This window comes from Stenotrophomonas sp. GD04054, assembly GCF_029836955.1.
In the GTDB taxonomy this organism is placed as follows: domain Bacteria; phylum Pseudomonadota; class Gammaproteobacteria; order Xanthomonadales; family Xanthomonadaceae; genus Stenotrophomonas; species Stenotrophomonas maltophilia_A.
Genome location: NZ_JAOECR010000009.1, coordinates 35,648 through 50,869, shown reverse-complemented (window position 1 = coordinate 50,869; position 15,222 = coordinate 35,648). Strand labels below are relative to the sequence as shown.

Genomic DNA, 15,222 nt, shown 5'->3' with positions numbered 1-15,222 from the left:
TGCCATGACCAAGAATGAACTGTTCGAACGCATCGTCAGCATCCTGACCGACAGCTTCGAGATCGAAACCGCCCGGATCACCCCCGAGGCCCGCCTGTACGACGACCTGGACATCGACAGCATCGACGCGGTCGACCTGATCGTTCAGCTGAAGCCGTTGCTCGGCCGCAACCTGCAGCCGGAAGCGTTCAAGGCCGTGCGCACCGTGCAGGACATCGTCGATGTGGTGCACAGGCTGCTGCCGGACCAGGCAGCCGCCTGACCGCAGCGCCGGCGGCTCCACCATGGCACGCGCACGCACGGTCGTGGTGGCTGCGATCTCGCTGGCCTACCCGGTGCTGGTGTACCTGGCGATGGGCCGCTTCGAGCCACGCTGGTTGTCGCTGCTGCTGTTCACCCTGGCCCTGCTGCGCGCGCTGAGTACGCGCCAGCCGCTGTGGTGGGCCGCGGCCGCCGGCACCGGCCTGCTGGCGGTGCTGGCCACTGTGCTCAACCAGGCCCTGCCGCTGAAGCTGTACCCGGCGCTGGTCAACGCAGTGATGCTGGCGGTATTCGGCACCAGCCTGCGTTTCGGCCCGCCGCTGGTGGAACGCCTGGCTCGGCTGCAGGAACCGGACCTGCCCCCGTTCGCGGTGGCCTATACCCGCCGCGTCACCCAGGTGTGGTGCGGCTTCTTCGTTCTCAACGGCAGCCTGGCCCTGCTGACCGCGCTGTACGCGTCGGACCGGGTCTGGATGCTCTACAACGGATTGTTGGCGTACGTGATGATGGGCGTGTTGTTCGCAGGTGAGTGGCTGGTGCGGCGGCGGGTGAAGGCGGCGCACGCGCATGGCTGAGTGGATTGCCCTGGACCGACTGCTGCTGGAGGCGCGGCCGCATCGAAGTGTTGGCGTCTGCGATGGCGAGGTGATCGACCACGCCCGCTTCCGCCAGCGCGTACTGGCCTGGCGCGCCGCGTTTGCGGCGGCCGCAGGCCGTGACTGGGCCCTGTATTTCGATGATGCGGTGGCCTTTGCCGCTGCGTTGTTCGGTGCCTGGCATGCCGGCAAGCGGGTGTTCCTGGCTGCCGACAATCTGCCGGCCACGCTGCAGGCGCTGCAGCCGCAGGTGAGTGGTTTCGCAGGCGACGTGTCCGCCGATTATCGTCCGTTGGCGGCGCTGGACGCCGCACCGGACGAGGGTCTTCAGGCGCTGGACGAGCGCGCCTGCGAGCTGTGCGTGTTCACCTCCGGCAGCACCGGACAGCCCAGTGCGATCAACAAGCGCATGGACCAGCTGACGCGCGAGGTGGACGCACTGCAGGCTGCGTTCGGCACACAGCTGGAAGGCGTGCAGGTGCATGGCACGGTGTCGCACCAGCACATCTATGGCCTGCTGTTCCGCGTGCTGTGGCCGCTGGCTGCCGGCCGCCTGATCCATCCACGCCGGTTCTTCCACGAAGATCTGGTGGGTGCGCTGGCCGGTACCGATACGGTGCTGGTCGCGACCCCGGCCCACCTCAAGCGCCTGCCCGAGCAGCTCGACTGGGCCAGCCTGCATGGCCGCCTGCGCGCGGTATTCTCCTCTGGCGGCCCGCTGCCGGAAGAAGCCGCACGCCAGGTGCGGCAGTGGCTCGGCGTGGCACCGACCGAGGTCTATGGCAGCAGCGAGACCGGCGGCATCGCCTGGCGCCGCTGGGACACCGACCTGCCGCCGTGGCAGCCGCTGCCCGGCGTGCAGTGGCGCATCGAGGAGGGCTGCCTGGCGGTGGCCTCCGCACATCTGGAAACCCCGGATTGGTGGCGTACCCAGGACCGCGTTGAAGCGTTGGCCGATGGCCGCTTCCGCCTGCTGGGCCGCGCCGACCGCATCGTCAAGATTGAAGAGCGCCGCGTTTCGCTGGATGCACTGGAACGTGCGTTGCGCGAAGACGCCGAAGTGGATGACGTGCGCGTGCTGGTGCTGCCCGGGCAGCGCGAGCAGCTGGCCGCGGTGGTGGTACCGGCCGACCCGACGCTGCTGGAGGGCGGTGAGGCCGCGCGCCGCGCGCTGGGCCAGCGCCTTGGCACACGCCTGGCACAGGCTCATGACGCGGTCACCCGGCCGCGCCGCTGGCGGCTGGTGCCGGCGCTGCCGATCAACGCACAGGGCAAGGTCACCCAGGCGGCACTGGCAGCGTTGTTCCAGCCGCTGATGCCGGTGCCGGTCTGGGATCACCGCGATGCGGCCAGCGCCACGCTGCGGATGACCCTGGACCCGGCGCTGCGGCCGTTCCAGGGCCACTTCCCGCAGGCGGCGATCCTGCCCGGCGTGGCGCAGCTGGACTGGGCGGTGCGGTTTGGCCGCCAGGTGTTCGCCATGCCGGCAGTGTTCCTGCGCATGGATGCGGTGAAGTTCCAGCACGTGGCCCGCCCGGGCGATGAGCTGACCCTGCAGCTGGGCTGGGATGCCGCACGCAACGTGATGGCCTTCCGTTACACCTCCAGCCACGGTGTGCATGCCAGCGGCAAAGTGGTCTTCGCCGATGCGGACTGATCCGGCCGTTGCCGGTGCCGCGTTCGCGCCACTGGTGGTGATTCCCGTCTACGACCACGAGCACGCCATCGCGGCGGTGGTCAACGGCGTGCAGGCCGCCGGCCTGCCATGCCTGCTGATCGACGATGGCTCGCATGAGGCGTGCGCGGCAGCATTGCGTTCGCTGGCACAGCGCCAGGGCGTCGACCTGCTGCGCCTGGACGTTAACCAGGGCAAGGGCGGGGCGATGCTGGCCGGTTTCGCCGAAGCCGGCGCGCGAGGCTACAGCCACGTGCTGCAGATCGATGCCGACGGCCAGCACGACACCGCTGACCTGCCACGCTTCATCGAAGCGGCGCGCGCCCATCCCGAGGCGGTGATCTGTGGCATTCCGGCCTACGACGCCAGCGTTCCCAAGGCGCGCCTGTATGGCCGCTACGCGACCCACATCTGGGTCTGGATCAACACGCTGTCGCTGCATCTGCGCGACACCATGTGCGGCTTCCGCGTGTATCCGCTGCCGCCGGTGCTGCGCCTGATCGGTGAAGAAACCATCGGCCGGCGCATGGATTTCGATACCGAAGTGATGGTGCGCCTGTACTGGCGGCACCTGCCGGTCGAGCACCTGGCCACGCGCGTGACCTATCCATCCGATGGCGTCTCGCACTTCGATGTGTGGCGCGACAACGTGCGCATCAGCCGCATGCACACCCGCTTGTTCTTCGGCATGCTCTGGCGCGCACCGCGCCTGCTGTGGCGCCGCCTGCGGGGGCAGGGCTGAGATGGCGGCCGCGCAGGGGGCCCCGCACTGGGCCGACATCGGCGAATCCACCTCGGTGGCCGGCGTGCTGTTCCTGTGCTGGGTGCACCGCTGGTTCGGGCGCTGGCCGTTCCGCCTGTGCGTGTGGCCGGTGGTGGCCTGCCACTGGCTGGGCAACCGCGTTGGCCGCCAGGCCTCGATGCAGTACCTGCAGCGCCTGCAGGCGCACAGCGGTGCGCTGGGTCGCGCGCCGACCCGGGGTGACAGCCTGCGCCACTTCTTCGCGTTTGCCGACACGATGCTGGACAAGATCCTCGGCCTGGGCGGACGCTATCCGGCCGAACGCATCCACCTGCATCGCGACCTGGTGCTGGAAAAGATCGCGCGCCGCGAAGGCGGGCTGATCCTGACCGCGCACATCGGCTGCCTGGAACTGTGCCAGGTGCTGGCCGAACAGGTGCCTGGGTTCCGCATCACTGTGCTGGTGCACACCGCGCATGCGCAGCGCTTCAACCGCCTGCTGCAGCGGTTGGACCCGCTGGCGGCGGTGGAGCTGGTGCAGGTAACCGAAATGGGCCCGGCCACGGCAATGATGCTGGCCGAGCGCGTGGCGGCCGGTGGCTTCGTCGCCATCGTCGGCGACCGCACGCCGGTGCAGGGCGGCCGCAGCGTCACCGCCGATTTCCTTGGCCACCGCGCGCCGTTCCCGATCGGCGCCTACGTGCTCGCTGCCGCGCTGGGCTGCCCGGTCTACACGATGGCCTGCCTGCACCAGGGCGAGGGCTACCGCGTGGCATTCGAACAGTTCGCCGAACGCATCGCGCTGCCACGTGGCTCGCGCGATGCCGCACTGGCCGAACAGGCACAGCGCTTCGCGCGCTGGCTGGAACTCCAGGTCATCCAGTCCCCGTTGGACTGGTTCAACTTCTTCCCCTTCTGGGATCAGGCTCCGCATGACGACTGACGCCGTACCCGTGTGCCGCTTTGGCGATGCACCGTTGACCATTGAAGACGTGGTTGCCCTGGCCCAGCGCCAGTGCGAGGCCGCACTGAGCGAGGCGCCGGCGTTCCGCGCGCACATCCAGCGCGGTGCCGACTTCCTCGACCGCCTGCTGCGCGAGGACGGCGTGATCTACGGCGTGACCACCGGCTACGGCGACTCGTGCACGGTGAACATCCCGCCGGCGCTGGTGGCTGAGCTGCCGCACCATCTGTACACGTACCACGGCTGTGGCCTGGGCCGTTACCTGGACCCGGTCGAGACCCGTGCGGTGCTGGCCGCGCGCCTGGCCTCGCTGGTGCGCGGCATGTCCGGTGTCAGCGTGCCGCTGCTGGAGGGCCTGGCCACGCTGCTGCAGCACGACGTGCTGCCGATGATTCCGGCCGAAGGCTCGGTGGGTGCCAGCGGTGACCTGACCCCGCTGTCGTACGTGGCCGCGGTACTGTGCGGCGAGCGCGAGGTGCTGCACGACGGCCGCGTGCAGCCGGCGGCGGATGTGCTGGCGAAGATCGGCATGACCCCGCTGAAGCTGCGGCCGAAGGAAGGCCTGGCGATCATGAACGGTACCGCCGTGATGACCGGCCTGGCCTGCCTGGCCTGGCAGCGCGCCGATTACCTGGCGCGCATGGCCACGCGGCTGACCGCGTTCAACGTGCTGGCCAGCGACGGCAACGCGCATCACTTCGACGAAACCCTGTTCGCGGCCAAGCCGCACCCGGGCCAGGGCCGCATCGCCGCGCGCCTGCGCAGCGACCTGCACAGCGAACGCCCGCCGCGCAATGAACAGCGCCTGCAGGACCGCTATTCGCTGCGCTGCGCACCGCATGTGATCGGCGTGCTGGAAGACAGCCTGCCGTTCCTGCGCCAGCTGATCGAAACTGAGCTGAACAGCGCCAACGACAACCCGCTGATCGATGCCGACGGCGAGCGCATCCTGCACGGCGGCCACTTCTACGGCGGCCACATCGCGCTGGCGATGGACACCCTGAAGAACACCGTGGCCAACGTCGCCGATCTGCTCGACCGGCAGCTGGCGCTGGTGGTCGACGCCCGCTACAACCACGGCCTGCCGGCCAACCTGTCGGCGGCCACCGGCCCGCGCGCGGCCATCAACCATGGCCTGAAGGCGCTGCAGATCAGCGTTTCGGCGTGGACCGCCGAAGCGCTGAAGCAGACCATGCCGGCCAGCGTGTTCTCGCGCTCCACCGAATGCCACAACCAGGACAAGGTCAGCATGGGCACCATTGCCGCGCGCGATTGCCTGCGCGTGATCGAGCTGACTGAACAGGTGGTGGCCGCGATGCTGGTCGCCGCCCGCCAGGGCCTGGCGCTGCGCGAACGGGTTGGCATGAACGCGCAGCTGCATGGCAGTCTGGCCGACATGTACGCCGACCTGGGGCAGCGCATTGCCCTGGTTGAAGAAGACCGCGCGCTGGATCGCGAACTGCGGGAACTGCTGGTGGAGATCCGCGCGCAACGTTGGGAGCTGTATGCCGGTGAATGAGGCTATCGAACGGGTTGGCGAGATTGCGTTGACCCCCGCCTTCCATGACTGCGATCCGATGAACGTGGTCTGGCATGGCAACTACTTCAAGTACTTTGAGATCGCGCGCTGCGCGCTGCTCGGTCGCTACGACTACGACTACCCGCAGATGCTCGAATCAGGCTACCTGTGGCCGGTGGTCGATGCGCGGGTGAAGTACGTGCGCCCGCTGCTGTTCAACCAGGCGCTGCGCGTGGTCGCGCGCATCGTGGAATGGGAGAACCGGCTGAAGATCGAGTACGAAATCCTCGATGCGGAAAGCGGTCAGGTGCTGACCCGGGCGATGACCATCCAGGTCGCGGTGGACGCGGCCAGCAAGGAAAAGCTGTACCAGTGCCCGCCGGTACTGTGGGAACGTCTGGGAGTGCCTGCGCCATGAACCGAGCGAACCGTTTCGCGCATGCGCTGCTGTGCGCGCTGCTGCTGGTGGCCGCACCACTGGTGCAGGCGGCCGACCCTGCCATCGATGCGATTACCCAAGCGGTGGCGCGGCCGGATGTGCTGCGTGGCCAGTTCAGCCAGGAAAAGCAGGTGAGTGGCTTCAGGAACCCGCTGCGCTCGCAGGGCCGGTTCGTGGTCGCGCGCCAGCACGGCGTGATCTGGACCACGCTCAAGCCGTTCCCCTCGGAAGTAGTGGTCACCGCCGACCGCATCCTCAGCCGGCAGCGTGATGGCAGCACCCGCGTCGAACTGGACGCGCGGCAGCAGCCGGCGATGCGTTCAGTGAATGCGATCATGTTCGCGTTGATGAGTGGCGACGTGCAGGCACTGTCCAGCCAGTTCAACGTGGCGGCCAGCCGTGAAGGGCAGGGCTGGCGGCTGCGCCTGACGCCGAAGTCGGCGATGCTGGCCAAGGCCTTCGAATCGCTGACCCTGCAGGGCGACCGCTACGTGCGCCAGGTCGAGATCGTCGAGGCCAACAAGGACCGCACGCAGATCCAGTTCAGCGCGTTGAGCGAGGCGCCGGCCACGCTCAATGCCGACGAGGCCCGCCGCTTTGAGTGAGGCCGTGGCATCGAACGCACCGGACCGGTTGCGGCGCTGGTGGCACTGGCTGGGCATTGCCTGGCTGCTGGTGCTGCTGGCGCTGGGCGCACAGCAGTGGCAGCTGTGGAGCCAGCAATCGCGGATCGACACCGACATCCTCGCCCTGCTGCCGCAGGATGCGCACGACCGCCTGTTGAGCGATGTCACCCGGCGCATCGCCGACGGCAGCTCGCGGCAGGTGGTGGTGCTGCTGGGCAGCAAGGACGGCGCCGCCGCCAAGCGTGCGCAGGCGGCTTTTGCCGCGGCCATGGCCAAGGACGCCGATCACGCCCTGCTGGTACCCAGCGGCTCGATCGAAGGCTGGTTCGATGAGGCGCGCGCGTTCTACGCGCCGTACCGTGACCGCCTGTTGACCCCGGCCCAGCGCGAGCAGCTGCAGGGCAGCGAGCCGGGCGCGCTGGCCGAACAGGCGTTGGCCGCGCTGTACGGCCCGATGGGCGCGCCGCGCCTGACCGACTGGCGGCAGGACCCGTTGTCGCTGTGGCCGCAGTGGTGGCAGCAGCAGGCGCAGGGGTCGGGGCTGCGGTTGGGCGATGACGGCCTGCTTGAAGCCGAGGGCAGGCACTGGGCCGTGCTGCAGTTCGATACGCCGGGTTCGGCGTTCCAGCTGGATGGCGAGCGCCATCTCGATGGCCTGTTGGAACGCGCCGGGCAGGCCGCCACGGCAGCGGCGCCGGAGCTGGAAATCCTGCACGCCGGCGTGCCGCTGCATGCCGAGGCCGCCGCGGTGCAGGCCAACCAGGAGATCAACACCATCGGTTGGGGGTCGCTGGCGGCGGTGCTGCTGCTGGTGTGGCTGGCATTCCGCTCGCTGCGGCCGATCCTGCTGGTGGCGGCCTCACTGCTGATCGGCTGTGGCGTGGCGCTGGCAGTGACCGTGCTGGTGTTTGGCAAGGTGCACGTGCTGACCCTGGTGTTCGGTGCATCGCTGGTGGGCGTGGCCGAGGATTACGGCATCCACTGGTTCGCTTCGCGCCAGGCCGAGCCGGCCGATCGTCGCTGGAAGCTGCTGCGGCACCTGTTGCCGGGCCTGTGGCTGGCGTTGCTGACCAGCGCACTGGCCTACCTGGCCCTGGGCCTGGCCCCGTTCCCGGGCCTGCGCCAGATGGCGCTGTTCTCGGTGGTCGGCCTGGCTGCCGCCTTCCTCACGGTGATCTTCTGGTTCCCGTGGCTGGATGGTGGCGAGATCCGCCAGACCCGTTTCTCGCAGTGGCTGGGCAACACGCTGGAGCGTTTCCCGCGCCTGCATGGCCGCCGCGCGGTGACGATGTTCGTGGTGATCACGCTGGCACTGTCTGCCATCGGCATCGCGCGCCTGCAGAGCAACGACGACCTGCGCAGCCTGCAGTCGTCGCCGCCGGCATTGATGGCGCAGCAGATCCGCCTGAGCCAGTTGCTGGGCATGCCCAGCCCGGCGCAGTTCTACCTGGTGCAGGGTGCCGATGCCGCGCAGCTGCTGCAGCGCGAAGAAGCGCTGACCGAACGCCTGCGTGTACTGGCCAACGACAAGCGCATTGGTGGCTATCGCGCGATCAGCGATTGGCTGCCGTCGCCGTCGCGCCAGCAGGCCGATGCCGCGCTGACCGCGAAGGTGGAACCGGGCGTGCTGTCGGCCGTGTCCGAGGCCGTGGGCGAGCCGCTGCAGCGGCCGCAGTTCGCGGCAGCGCCGCTCAGCGCCGAAGCCTTCCTGGCCTCGCCGGCCTCGCAGCCGTTCCGTCACCTGTGGGTGGGTGAGGTCGGTGGGCAGATGATCAGCGTGGTGATGGTCGATGACCTGTCGCGCGCCGATGCGCTGGCCACCCTGCAAGGTGCGGTCGAAGGCCTGCCGGGCGTGCGCTGGGTGGACCGTACTGCCGACTTCTCCACGCTGCTGGGCCACTACCGCAAGCTGATGGGTGGGCTGCTGCTGGTCGGCATCGCGCTGGTGTTCGGCGCGCTGTGGTTGCGCTACCGCCGCCAGGCCTGGCGCGTGTTCGCGCCGACCCTGATTGCCGGTGCGCTGACCCTGGGCCTGCTGGGCCTGTTCGGCCAGCCGCTGCAGCTGTTCAACGTACTGGCTTTGATGCTGCTGCTGGGCATGGGCATCGACTACGGCATCTTCCTGATCGAGCACCGTGGCGATGCCAGCGCCTGGCTGGCGGTGTGCGTGGGCGCGGCCAGCACCTGGTTGTCGTTCGGCCTGCTGGGCCTGTCGCAGACCCCGGCGCTGCGCGCGTTCGGCCTGACCCTGCTGTTCGGCATCGGCCTGGTCTGGCTGATCTCGCCGCTGTTCAGGCCGCCGCCGCACGACCTGCCGTCGGCCTGAGCCTGTTTCCCGACTTCCTTCTTTCCACTTGATCGAGCAACAAGGACGCACCGATGAATACTGCTGTGGATGCTGTCGAACGTACTGAAATCCTGATCATCGGTGCGGGCCCGGCCGGCTCGGTGGCCGCCGCGATGCTGCGCCAGCAGGGTCGCCAGGTGCTGATGCTGGAGCGTCAGCAGTTCCCGCGCTTCTCGATCGGTGAAAGCCTGCTGCCGCAGAGCATGGAGTACATCGAAGCGGCAGGCCTGCTGCAGGACGTGGTCGAAGCGGGCTTCCAGCACAAGAACGGCGCCGCCTTCGTGCATGGCGAGGCGCGCACCGCGTTCGACTTCAGGAAGAAGTTCTCGCCAGGCTGGGGCACCACCTACCAGGTGCAGCGCGCCGACTTCGACAACGTGCTGGCGCGCGGTGCCGAGCGCATGGGCACCACGCTGCGCTTCGGTGATGAAGTACTTGCGGTCGAGCCGGGCGAGCAGCCAGCGGTGACCGTGCGTCGTCCGGACGGCAGCGAGTACCGCATCGAGGCCGATTTCATCCTCGATGCATCCGGCTTCGCGCGCCTGCTGCCACGCCTGCTGCAGCTGGAATCGCCGTCCAACTTCCCGGTGCGCGGGGCGATCTTCTGCCACGTGCGCGACAACATTCCGGCCGAAGCGGACTTCGATCGCAACAAGATCCTGATCACCACCCATCCCGAGCACATCGACGTCTGGTACTGGACGATCCCGTTCTCCAACGGCTGCTGCTCGCTGGGCGTGGTCGCCGAGCCGTCGTTCTTCGAACGCTACGAAGGAGACGACCTGCAGAAGCTGCAGGCCATCGTCGGCGAGGACCCCAACCTGACCCGCCTGCTGGCCAATGCCGAATGGGCGGTGCTGCCGGTGCGCCGCATCACGGGTTACTCGGCCAATGTCAGCTCGCTGTGGGGCCCGGGCTACGCGTTGTTGGGCAACGCCGGCGAGTTCCTCGACCCGGTGTTCTCGTCCGGGGTGACCATTGCCTTCAAGTCCGCGCAGCTGGCCAGCGAATGCCTGGCGCGCCGCTATGCCGGTGAAACCGTCGACTGGGAAGCTGAATTCTCGATCCCGCTGCGTGCCGGCGTGAAGACCTTCCGCCGCTTCGTTGAAAGCTGGTACGAGGGCGGCTTCCAGAAGATCATCTACCACCCGCAGCAGCAGCCCGAAGTGCGCGACATGATCAGTTCCATCCTGGCCGGCTACGCCTGGGACACCAACAACCCGTATGTGGCCGACGAAAGCGGCCGCCGCATGCGCGTGCTGGAGCAGCTGTGCAGCGCCTGATCGCCCGTACCGCGGCCGTGCTGCTGTGCCTGGTGCTGGCCGCCTGTGCCGGCCGCATGCCCAAGCCATTGGTGGAACTGCCGCCGCTGCGCCTGTCGCCGGCCAGCCTGCCGGCGCCGCTGGCATTGCAGCAGCAGCTGCATTTCCGTTTCGGTACGCATGAGCGCGACCTGGATGCTCTGCTGGAAGCCGATGCGCAGCAGGTGCAGCTGGCGGTGCAGGCGATGGGCCAGACCGGCGTGCGCCTGCAGTGGGACGGCCAGCAGCTGACCCAGCAGCGCGCACCGTGGCTGCCGCCGCAGGTGCGTGCCGAGCGCGTGCTGGATGACCTGCAGTTCGCGCTGTGGCCGACCGCGGCCATTGCCGCCGCGTTGCCGGCAGGTTGGCAGGTCAGCGATGACGGCCGGCAGCGCAGCCTGTCGCGCGACGGCACGGTGTGGCTGCAGCTGCAGCGCCTGGACGATGGCAGCGTGCAGCTGGACAACCGCGCCGAAGGCTATGCGCTGCGCATCGAATCGATCGACATGGCCGGGCAGGACCGATGAGTGCACCGATCTACCTGAACGACCTGGGCGTGGTCTGCGCGCTCGGCGATGGCCGCGCCGCGGTCGCGTCGGCGATGTTCGCCGATGTGCCGGGCGGGCTCAGCGACAACGACAGCCTGCTGCCGGGGCGCACCCTGGCGCTGGGAGAGGTGCGCACGCCGCTGCCGGCGCTGGAGGACCTGCCGGTGGCCCTGCGCGGGCGCAACAACGCCCTGCTGGACGTGGCACTGGCGCAGATCGCACCAGCGGTGGCCGCCGCGATCGCCCGCCATGGTGCCGAGCGTGTGGCGGTGGTGCTGGGCACCAGCACCTCGGGCATTGGTGAATCCGAGCAGGCCCTGCGCACCCACGCCGAACAGGGCCAGTGGCCGCAGGGCTTCGATTACGCCCAGCAGGAAATGGGCACCGCCGCGCAGTTCGTGCGCCAGCGCAGTGGTGCACAGGGGCCGGCATGGACCCTGTCCACCGCCTGCTCGTCCAGCGCCAAGGCGCTGATGTCGGCCGCGCGCATGCTGCGCGCCGGCATCGTCGATGCGGTGATTGCCGGCGGTGCCGATTCGCTGTGCCGCTTCACCGTGGCCGGCTTCAGCGCGTTGGAATCGGTGTCGGCCCTGCGCTGCAATCCGTTCTCGCAGCACCGCTCCGGCATCAACATCGGCGAGGGCGCCGCGCTGTTCCTGCTTACCCGCGAGCCGGGTCCGGTGTGCCTGGCCGGGTGGGGCGAATCGGCCGATGCCCATCACATGTCCGCCCCCGATCCGCAGGGGATGGGGGCCATCGACGCCCTGCAGCAGGCGCTGCTGCGCGCCGGCTGGGGCGCCGACGAAGTGGATTACGTGAACCTGCATGGCACCGCCACCGGGCACAACGATGCGATGGAAAGCCTGGCGGTCTCGCAGGTGCTGGGCAATGGCGTGCCGGCCAGTTCGACCAAGCCGCTGACCGGCCATACGCTGGGTGCCTCGGGCGCGATCGAGGCGGCGCTGTGCTGGATCCTGCTGGCCGAGAACCCGCAGCAGCAGCTGCCACCGCACTGGTGGGACGGCGTGCCCGACCCCGCACTGCCGGTGCTGCCGCTGGTCGCGCCGGGCTCCCGCCTGGCGCAGGCGCCGCGGCGGGTGCTGAGCAATTCGTTCGCCTTCGGCGGCAGCAATGCCGTGCTGGCACTGGAGCGTCGATGAACACGCTGTACGCGATCGAGGACGTGGTGCCGCACCGCCAGGACATGTGCCTGCTGGAGCGCATCACGCAGTGGGACCAGGACACTCTCGAGGCTGAACTGGTGGTGCCCGAATCCGGCCTGTTCGTGGAGAACGGCGAAGTGCCGGCGTGGGTCGGCATCGAATACATGGCGCAGGCCATCGCGGCCTGGGCCGGCTGCCGCGCGCGTGCGGCCGGCAAGCCGCCGCAGCTGGGCTTCCTGCTCGGCAGCCGCCGCTACAGCAGCGCGCGCAGCAGCTTCCCCAGCGGTTCGCGGCTGCGCGTACAGGCGCGCTGCGAGCTGTTGGGTGACAATGGATTGGGGATGTTCGCCTGCCGCATCCTGGCGGGCGAGGACGAATGGGCGACAGCCAACGTGTCGGTGTTCGAACCGGCCGACGCGATGGCCTATCTGGAGAGTGGACAGGCATGACAGGGAATCGAAGCGTGCTGGTGACCGGCGCCAGCCGGGGCATCGGCCGGGCCATCGCGCTGCGCATCGCGCGCGATGGCTTCGACGTGGTGGTGCATTGCCGCAGCCGCCTGGAAGAGGCACAGGCCGTGATGGCCGAGATCCAGGCCTTGGGCCAGCAGGCCCGCGTGCTGGCGTTCGACGTAGCCGACCGCGAGGCCGCACGCGCCGCGCTGGAGGCCGATGTCGAAGCGCACGGCGCGTACTACGGCGTGGTCTGCAATGCCGGTATTGCCCGTGATGGCGCCTTCCCGGCGCTGTCGGCGGAGGATTGGGACCAGGTCATCCACACCAACCTGGATGGCTTCTACAACGTGCTGCATCCGCTGATCATGCCGATGGTGCGGCGGCGCAAGCCGGGCCGCATCGTCACCCTGTCGTCGGTGTCCGGGCTGGCCGGCAACCGCGGCCAGGTCAATTACAGTGCCGCCAAGGCCGGCATCATCGGTGCCACCAAGGCGCTGGCGCTGGAACTGGCCAGCCGCCAGATCACCGTCAACTGCGTGGCCCCGGGCCTGATCGAGACCGAAATGCTCAACGATGAAGTGATCGAACACGCGCTCAAGCTGATTCCCGCCGGCCGCGTCGGTCGTCCCGACGAAGTGGCGGCCACGGTGGCGTTCCTGCTGTCCGAGCCGGCCGGCTACATCACCCGCCAGGTGATCTCGGTGAACGGAGGCATGCTCTGATGGCTGCCGATCGTCGCGTGGTGGTCACCGGTGCGGCCGCCATCAGTCCGCTCGGCCACGACTGGCCCACCATCGAAGCGCACCTGCGCAGCTGCCGCAATGCCGTGCGCACGATGCCCGAATGGGATGTCTATGCCGGCCTGAACACCAAGCTGGCCGCGCCGGCGCAGGACTTCGAGCTGCCGCCGAACTACAACCGCAAGACCACCCGCTCGATGGGCAAGGTCGCGATCATGTCGGTGCGCGCCACCGAGGTGGCACTGCGCGAGGCTGGCCTGCACGAGCACCCGGTGCTGCGCAGTGGCCGTACCGGCGTGGCCTACGGTTCGTCCTCGGGCAGCCACGAGGCCACCGGTGAATTCGGCCGCATGCTCAACGAGTTCACCACCGACGGCATCAGTGCCACCACCTACCTGAAGATGATGAGCCACACCGCGCCGGTCAACATCGGTGTGTTCTTTGGTTTGTCCGGGCGCGTCTACACCACCTCCAGTGCCTGCACCTCGGGCAGCCAAGGCGTGGGCGCGGCCTACGAAGCGATCCGCAGCGGCAAGCAGACGGTGATGGTGGCCGGCGGTGCCGAGCAGCTCGATGCCACTGCCGCGGCAGTGTTCGACACCCTGTTCGCCACCAGCGTGCGCAATGATGCGCCGCAGACCACGCCGCGCCCGTTCGATGCCGGCCGCGATGGCCTGGTGCTGGGCGAGGGTGCCTGTACGCTGATCCTGGAAGACCTGGAGCACGCGCAGGCACGTGGCGCCACCATCCTTGCCGAGGTGGTCGGCTACGGCACCAACAGCGATGGCCAGCACGTCACCCAGCCCAGTGCCGACACCATGGCCCAGGCCATGCGCCTGGCGCTGGAGGATGCCGGGCTGGACGCGGCGCAGATCGACTACGTCAACGCCCACGGCACCGCCACCGACCACGGTGACATCGCCGAGACCCAGGCCACCGCGCAGGTGTTCGGCAGCCGCATGCCGATCAGCTCGCTGAAGAGCTACGTCGGCCACATGCTGGGCGCCTGTGGTGCGTTCGAGGCCTGGATGAGCATCGAGATGATGCGCGCCGGCTGGTTCGCGCCCACCCTGAACCTGGCCGAGGTCGATCCACGCTGCGGCCAGCTCGACTTCATCACCGGCCAAGGTCGCGAATTGCAGGCTGAGTACGTGATGAGCAACAACTTCGCCTTCGGTGGCATCAACACCTCGCTGGTGTTCCGCCGCTGGCGCGAGTGATCCACCGCCCCACCGCCGCTGTTCCCGCAACCTACCCGCACCCTCGACAAGGAGATGTTCCGATGCGCCGCACCCTGATGATCGCCACGGCCACCGCATTGCTGGCCCTGGCCTCCACCGCTTCTGCCCGCGATACCCGCGTGGAGCAGTCCCTGCAGGAACTGGTCAGTTCGCAGGCTGCCAAGGACGCCGGCATCGACGGCAGCGTCCGCTTCTACCTGGCCGGCCAGCCGGTCAGCGTGCAGCAGCGCCTGGGCGAAGACGTGACCAACAAGAAGACCAACGCCGCCAACAAGAGCGATGCCGAGGCCTGCCGCTGGGTCGCGCTGTCGGCGCTGCGCGCGCTGCAGGACGGTGCCAGGTCGCGCGGCGCCAACGCCGTGGTCGACATCGTCAGCTACTACAAGAAGAACGAGTTCAAGAGCAGCACCAACTACGAATGCTATGCCGGTGCGATCCTCGCCGGTGTCGCGCTGAAGGGCACCTACGCCAAGGTCAAGTAAGCGCCCGTGTGGCGGCGGCGTTGGCTGAACGCCGCCGCCACATTGCTGAATCCTGCCGCGGAAACGCCGCCGATCACGCCGCCATCGTCGGCTGACGGCTTTCCCCGGTGTCGGCTTTCCGAC

16 protein-coding genes are annotated in these 15,222 nt (G+C 68.7%); all 16 read left to right on the top strand.

Annotated elements, in window-relative coordinates; genetic code table 11:
• The first annotated feature begins 4 nt into the window (after positions 1 to 4).
• The 16 genes from N7573_RS06870 to N7573_RS06795 all read left to right on the top strand — a co-directional run bounded on the left by N7573_RS06870 (position 5) and on the right by N7573_RS06795 (position 15,099).
• Positions 5 to 262 carry an acyl carrier protein gene (locus N7573_RS06870; protein WP_006402206.1) on the top strand — a complete coding sequence of 86 codons (258 nt, stop codon included), beginning with the start codon at positions 5 to 7 and terminating at the stop codon, positions 260 to 262.
• Between the two features lie 22 nt (positions 263 to 284).
• Positions 285 to 836, top strand: a complete 552-nt coding sequence (locus N7573_RS06865) for a membrane protein (RefSeq protein ID WP_012512473.1) — start codon at positions 285 to 287, stop codon at positions 834 to 836.
• Positions 829 to 2,514, top strand: coding sequence for an AMP-binding protein (locus tag N7573_RS06860; RefSeq protein WP_279912247.1), 1,686 nt, complete (start codon positions 829 to 831; stop codon positions 2,512 to 2,514). Before N7573_RS06865 ends, N7573_RS06860 begins: the two co-directional genes overlap by 8 nt.
• A complete protein-coding gene (locus N7573_RS06855; RefSeq protein WP_279912246.1) occupies positions 2,504 to 3,274 on the top strand; it encodes a glycosyltransferase family 2 protein in 771 nt (256 codons plus the stop codon). The genes N7573_RS06860 and N7573_RS06855 overlap by 11 nt, the downstream gene beginning before the upstream one ends.
• A gap of 1 nt (position 3,275) precedes the next feature.
• Positions 3,276 to 4,217 (top strand): acyltransferase, encoded by a 942-nt coding sequence (locus tag N7573_RS06850; protein ID WP_164080047.1) that lies wholly within the window; start codon positions 3,276 to 3,278, stop codon positions 4,215 to 4,217.
• On the top strand, positions 4,207 to 5,757 hold the full coding sequence (locus N7573_RS06845) for an aromatic amino acid ammonia-lyase (protein WP_279912245.1): 1,551 nt from the start codon (positions 4,207 to 4,209) through the stop codon (positions 5,755 to 5,757). Before N7573_RS06850 ends, N7573_RS06845 begins: the two co-directional genes overlap by 11 nt.
• On the top strand, positions 5,744 to 6,175 hold the full coding sequence (locus N7573_RS06840) for an acyl-CoA thioesterase (protein ID WP_279912244.1): 432 nt from the start codon (positions 5,744 to 5,746) through the stop codon (positions 6,173 to 6,175). Before N7573_RS06845 ends, N7573_RS06840 begins: the two co-directional genes overlap by 14 nt.
• Entirely contained in the window at positions 6,172 to 6,801 is a 630-nt protein-coding gene (locus N7573_RS06835) for an outer membrane lipoprotein carrier protein LolA (RefSeq protein WP_279912243.1), read from the top strand. Before N7573_RS06840 ends, N7573_RS06835 begins: the two co-directional genes overlap by 4 nt.
• A complete protein-coding gene (locus N7573_RS06830; protein ID WP_279912242.1) occupies positions 6,773 to 9,148 on the top strand; it encodes a hypothetical protein in 2,376 nt (791 codons plus the stop codon). Before N7573_RS06835 ends, N7573_RS06830 begins: the two co-directional genes overlap by 29 nt.
• Before the next feature lie 53 nt (positions 9,149 to 9,201).
• Positions 9,202 to 10,452 carry an NAD(P)/FAD-dependent oxidoreductase gene (locus N7573_RS06825; protein WP_032129172.1) on the top strand — a complete coding sequence of 417 codons (1,251 nt, stop codon included), beginning with the start codon at positions 9,202 to 9,204 and terminating at the stop codon, positions 10,450 to 10,452.
• On the top strand, positions 10,440 to 10,997 hold the full coding sequence (locus tag N7573_RS06820; protein ID WP_012512464.1) for a DUF3261 domain-containing protein: 558 nt from the start codon (positions 10,440 to 10,442) through the stop codon (positions 10,995 to 10,997). The genes N7573_RS06825 and N7573_RS06820 overlap by 13 nt, the downstream gene beginning before the upstream one ends.
• On the top strand, positions 10,994 to 12,178 hold the full coding sequence (locus tag N7573_RS06815; protein WP_277778833.1) for a beta-ketoacyl-[acyl-carrier-protein] synthase family protein: 1,185 nt from the start codon (positions 10,994 to 10,996) through the stop codon (positions 12,176 to 12,178). The genes N7573_RS06820 and N7573_RS06815 overlap by 4 nt, the downstream gene beginning before the upstream one ends.
• The gene (locus tag N7573_RS06810) at positions 12,175 to 12,630 is read left to right on the top strand and encodes a dehydratase (RefSeq protein ID WP_032129169.1); all 456 of its coding nucleotides are present in this window, start codon (positions 12,175 to 12,177) and stop codon (positions 12,628 to 12,630) included. Before N7573_RS06815 ends, N7573_RS06810 begins: the two co-directional genes overlap by 4 nt.
• Positions 12,627 to 13,358 carry a 3-ketoacyl-ACP reductase FabG2 gene (locus tag N7573_RS06805; protein WP_049398676.1) on the top strand — a complete coding sequence of 244 codons (732 nt, stop codon included), beginning with the start codon at positions 12,627 to 12,629 and terminating at the stop codon, positions 13,356 to 13,358. The genes N7573_RS06810 and N7573_RS06805 overlap by 4 nt, the downstream gene beginning before the upstream one ends.
• On the top strand, positions 13,358 to 14,596 hold the full coding sequence (locus N7573_RS06800) for a beta-ketoacyl-ACP synthase (protein ID WP_032129167.1): 1,239 nt from the start codon (positions 13,358 to 13,360) through the stop codon (positions 14,594 to 14,596). Before N7573_RS06805 ends, N7573_RS06800 begins: the two co-directional genes overlap by 1 nt.
• Positions 14,597 to 14,658: 62 nt before the next feature.
• Complete coding sequence (locus N7573_RS06795; RefSeq protein ID WP_279943109.1) at positions 14,659 to 15,099, top strand: excinuclease ATPase subunit; 441 nt, start codon at positions 14,659 to 14,661, stop codon at positions 15,097 to 15,099.
• Positions 15,100 to 15,222: the final 123 nt, after the last annotated feature.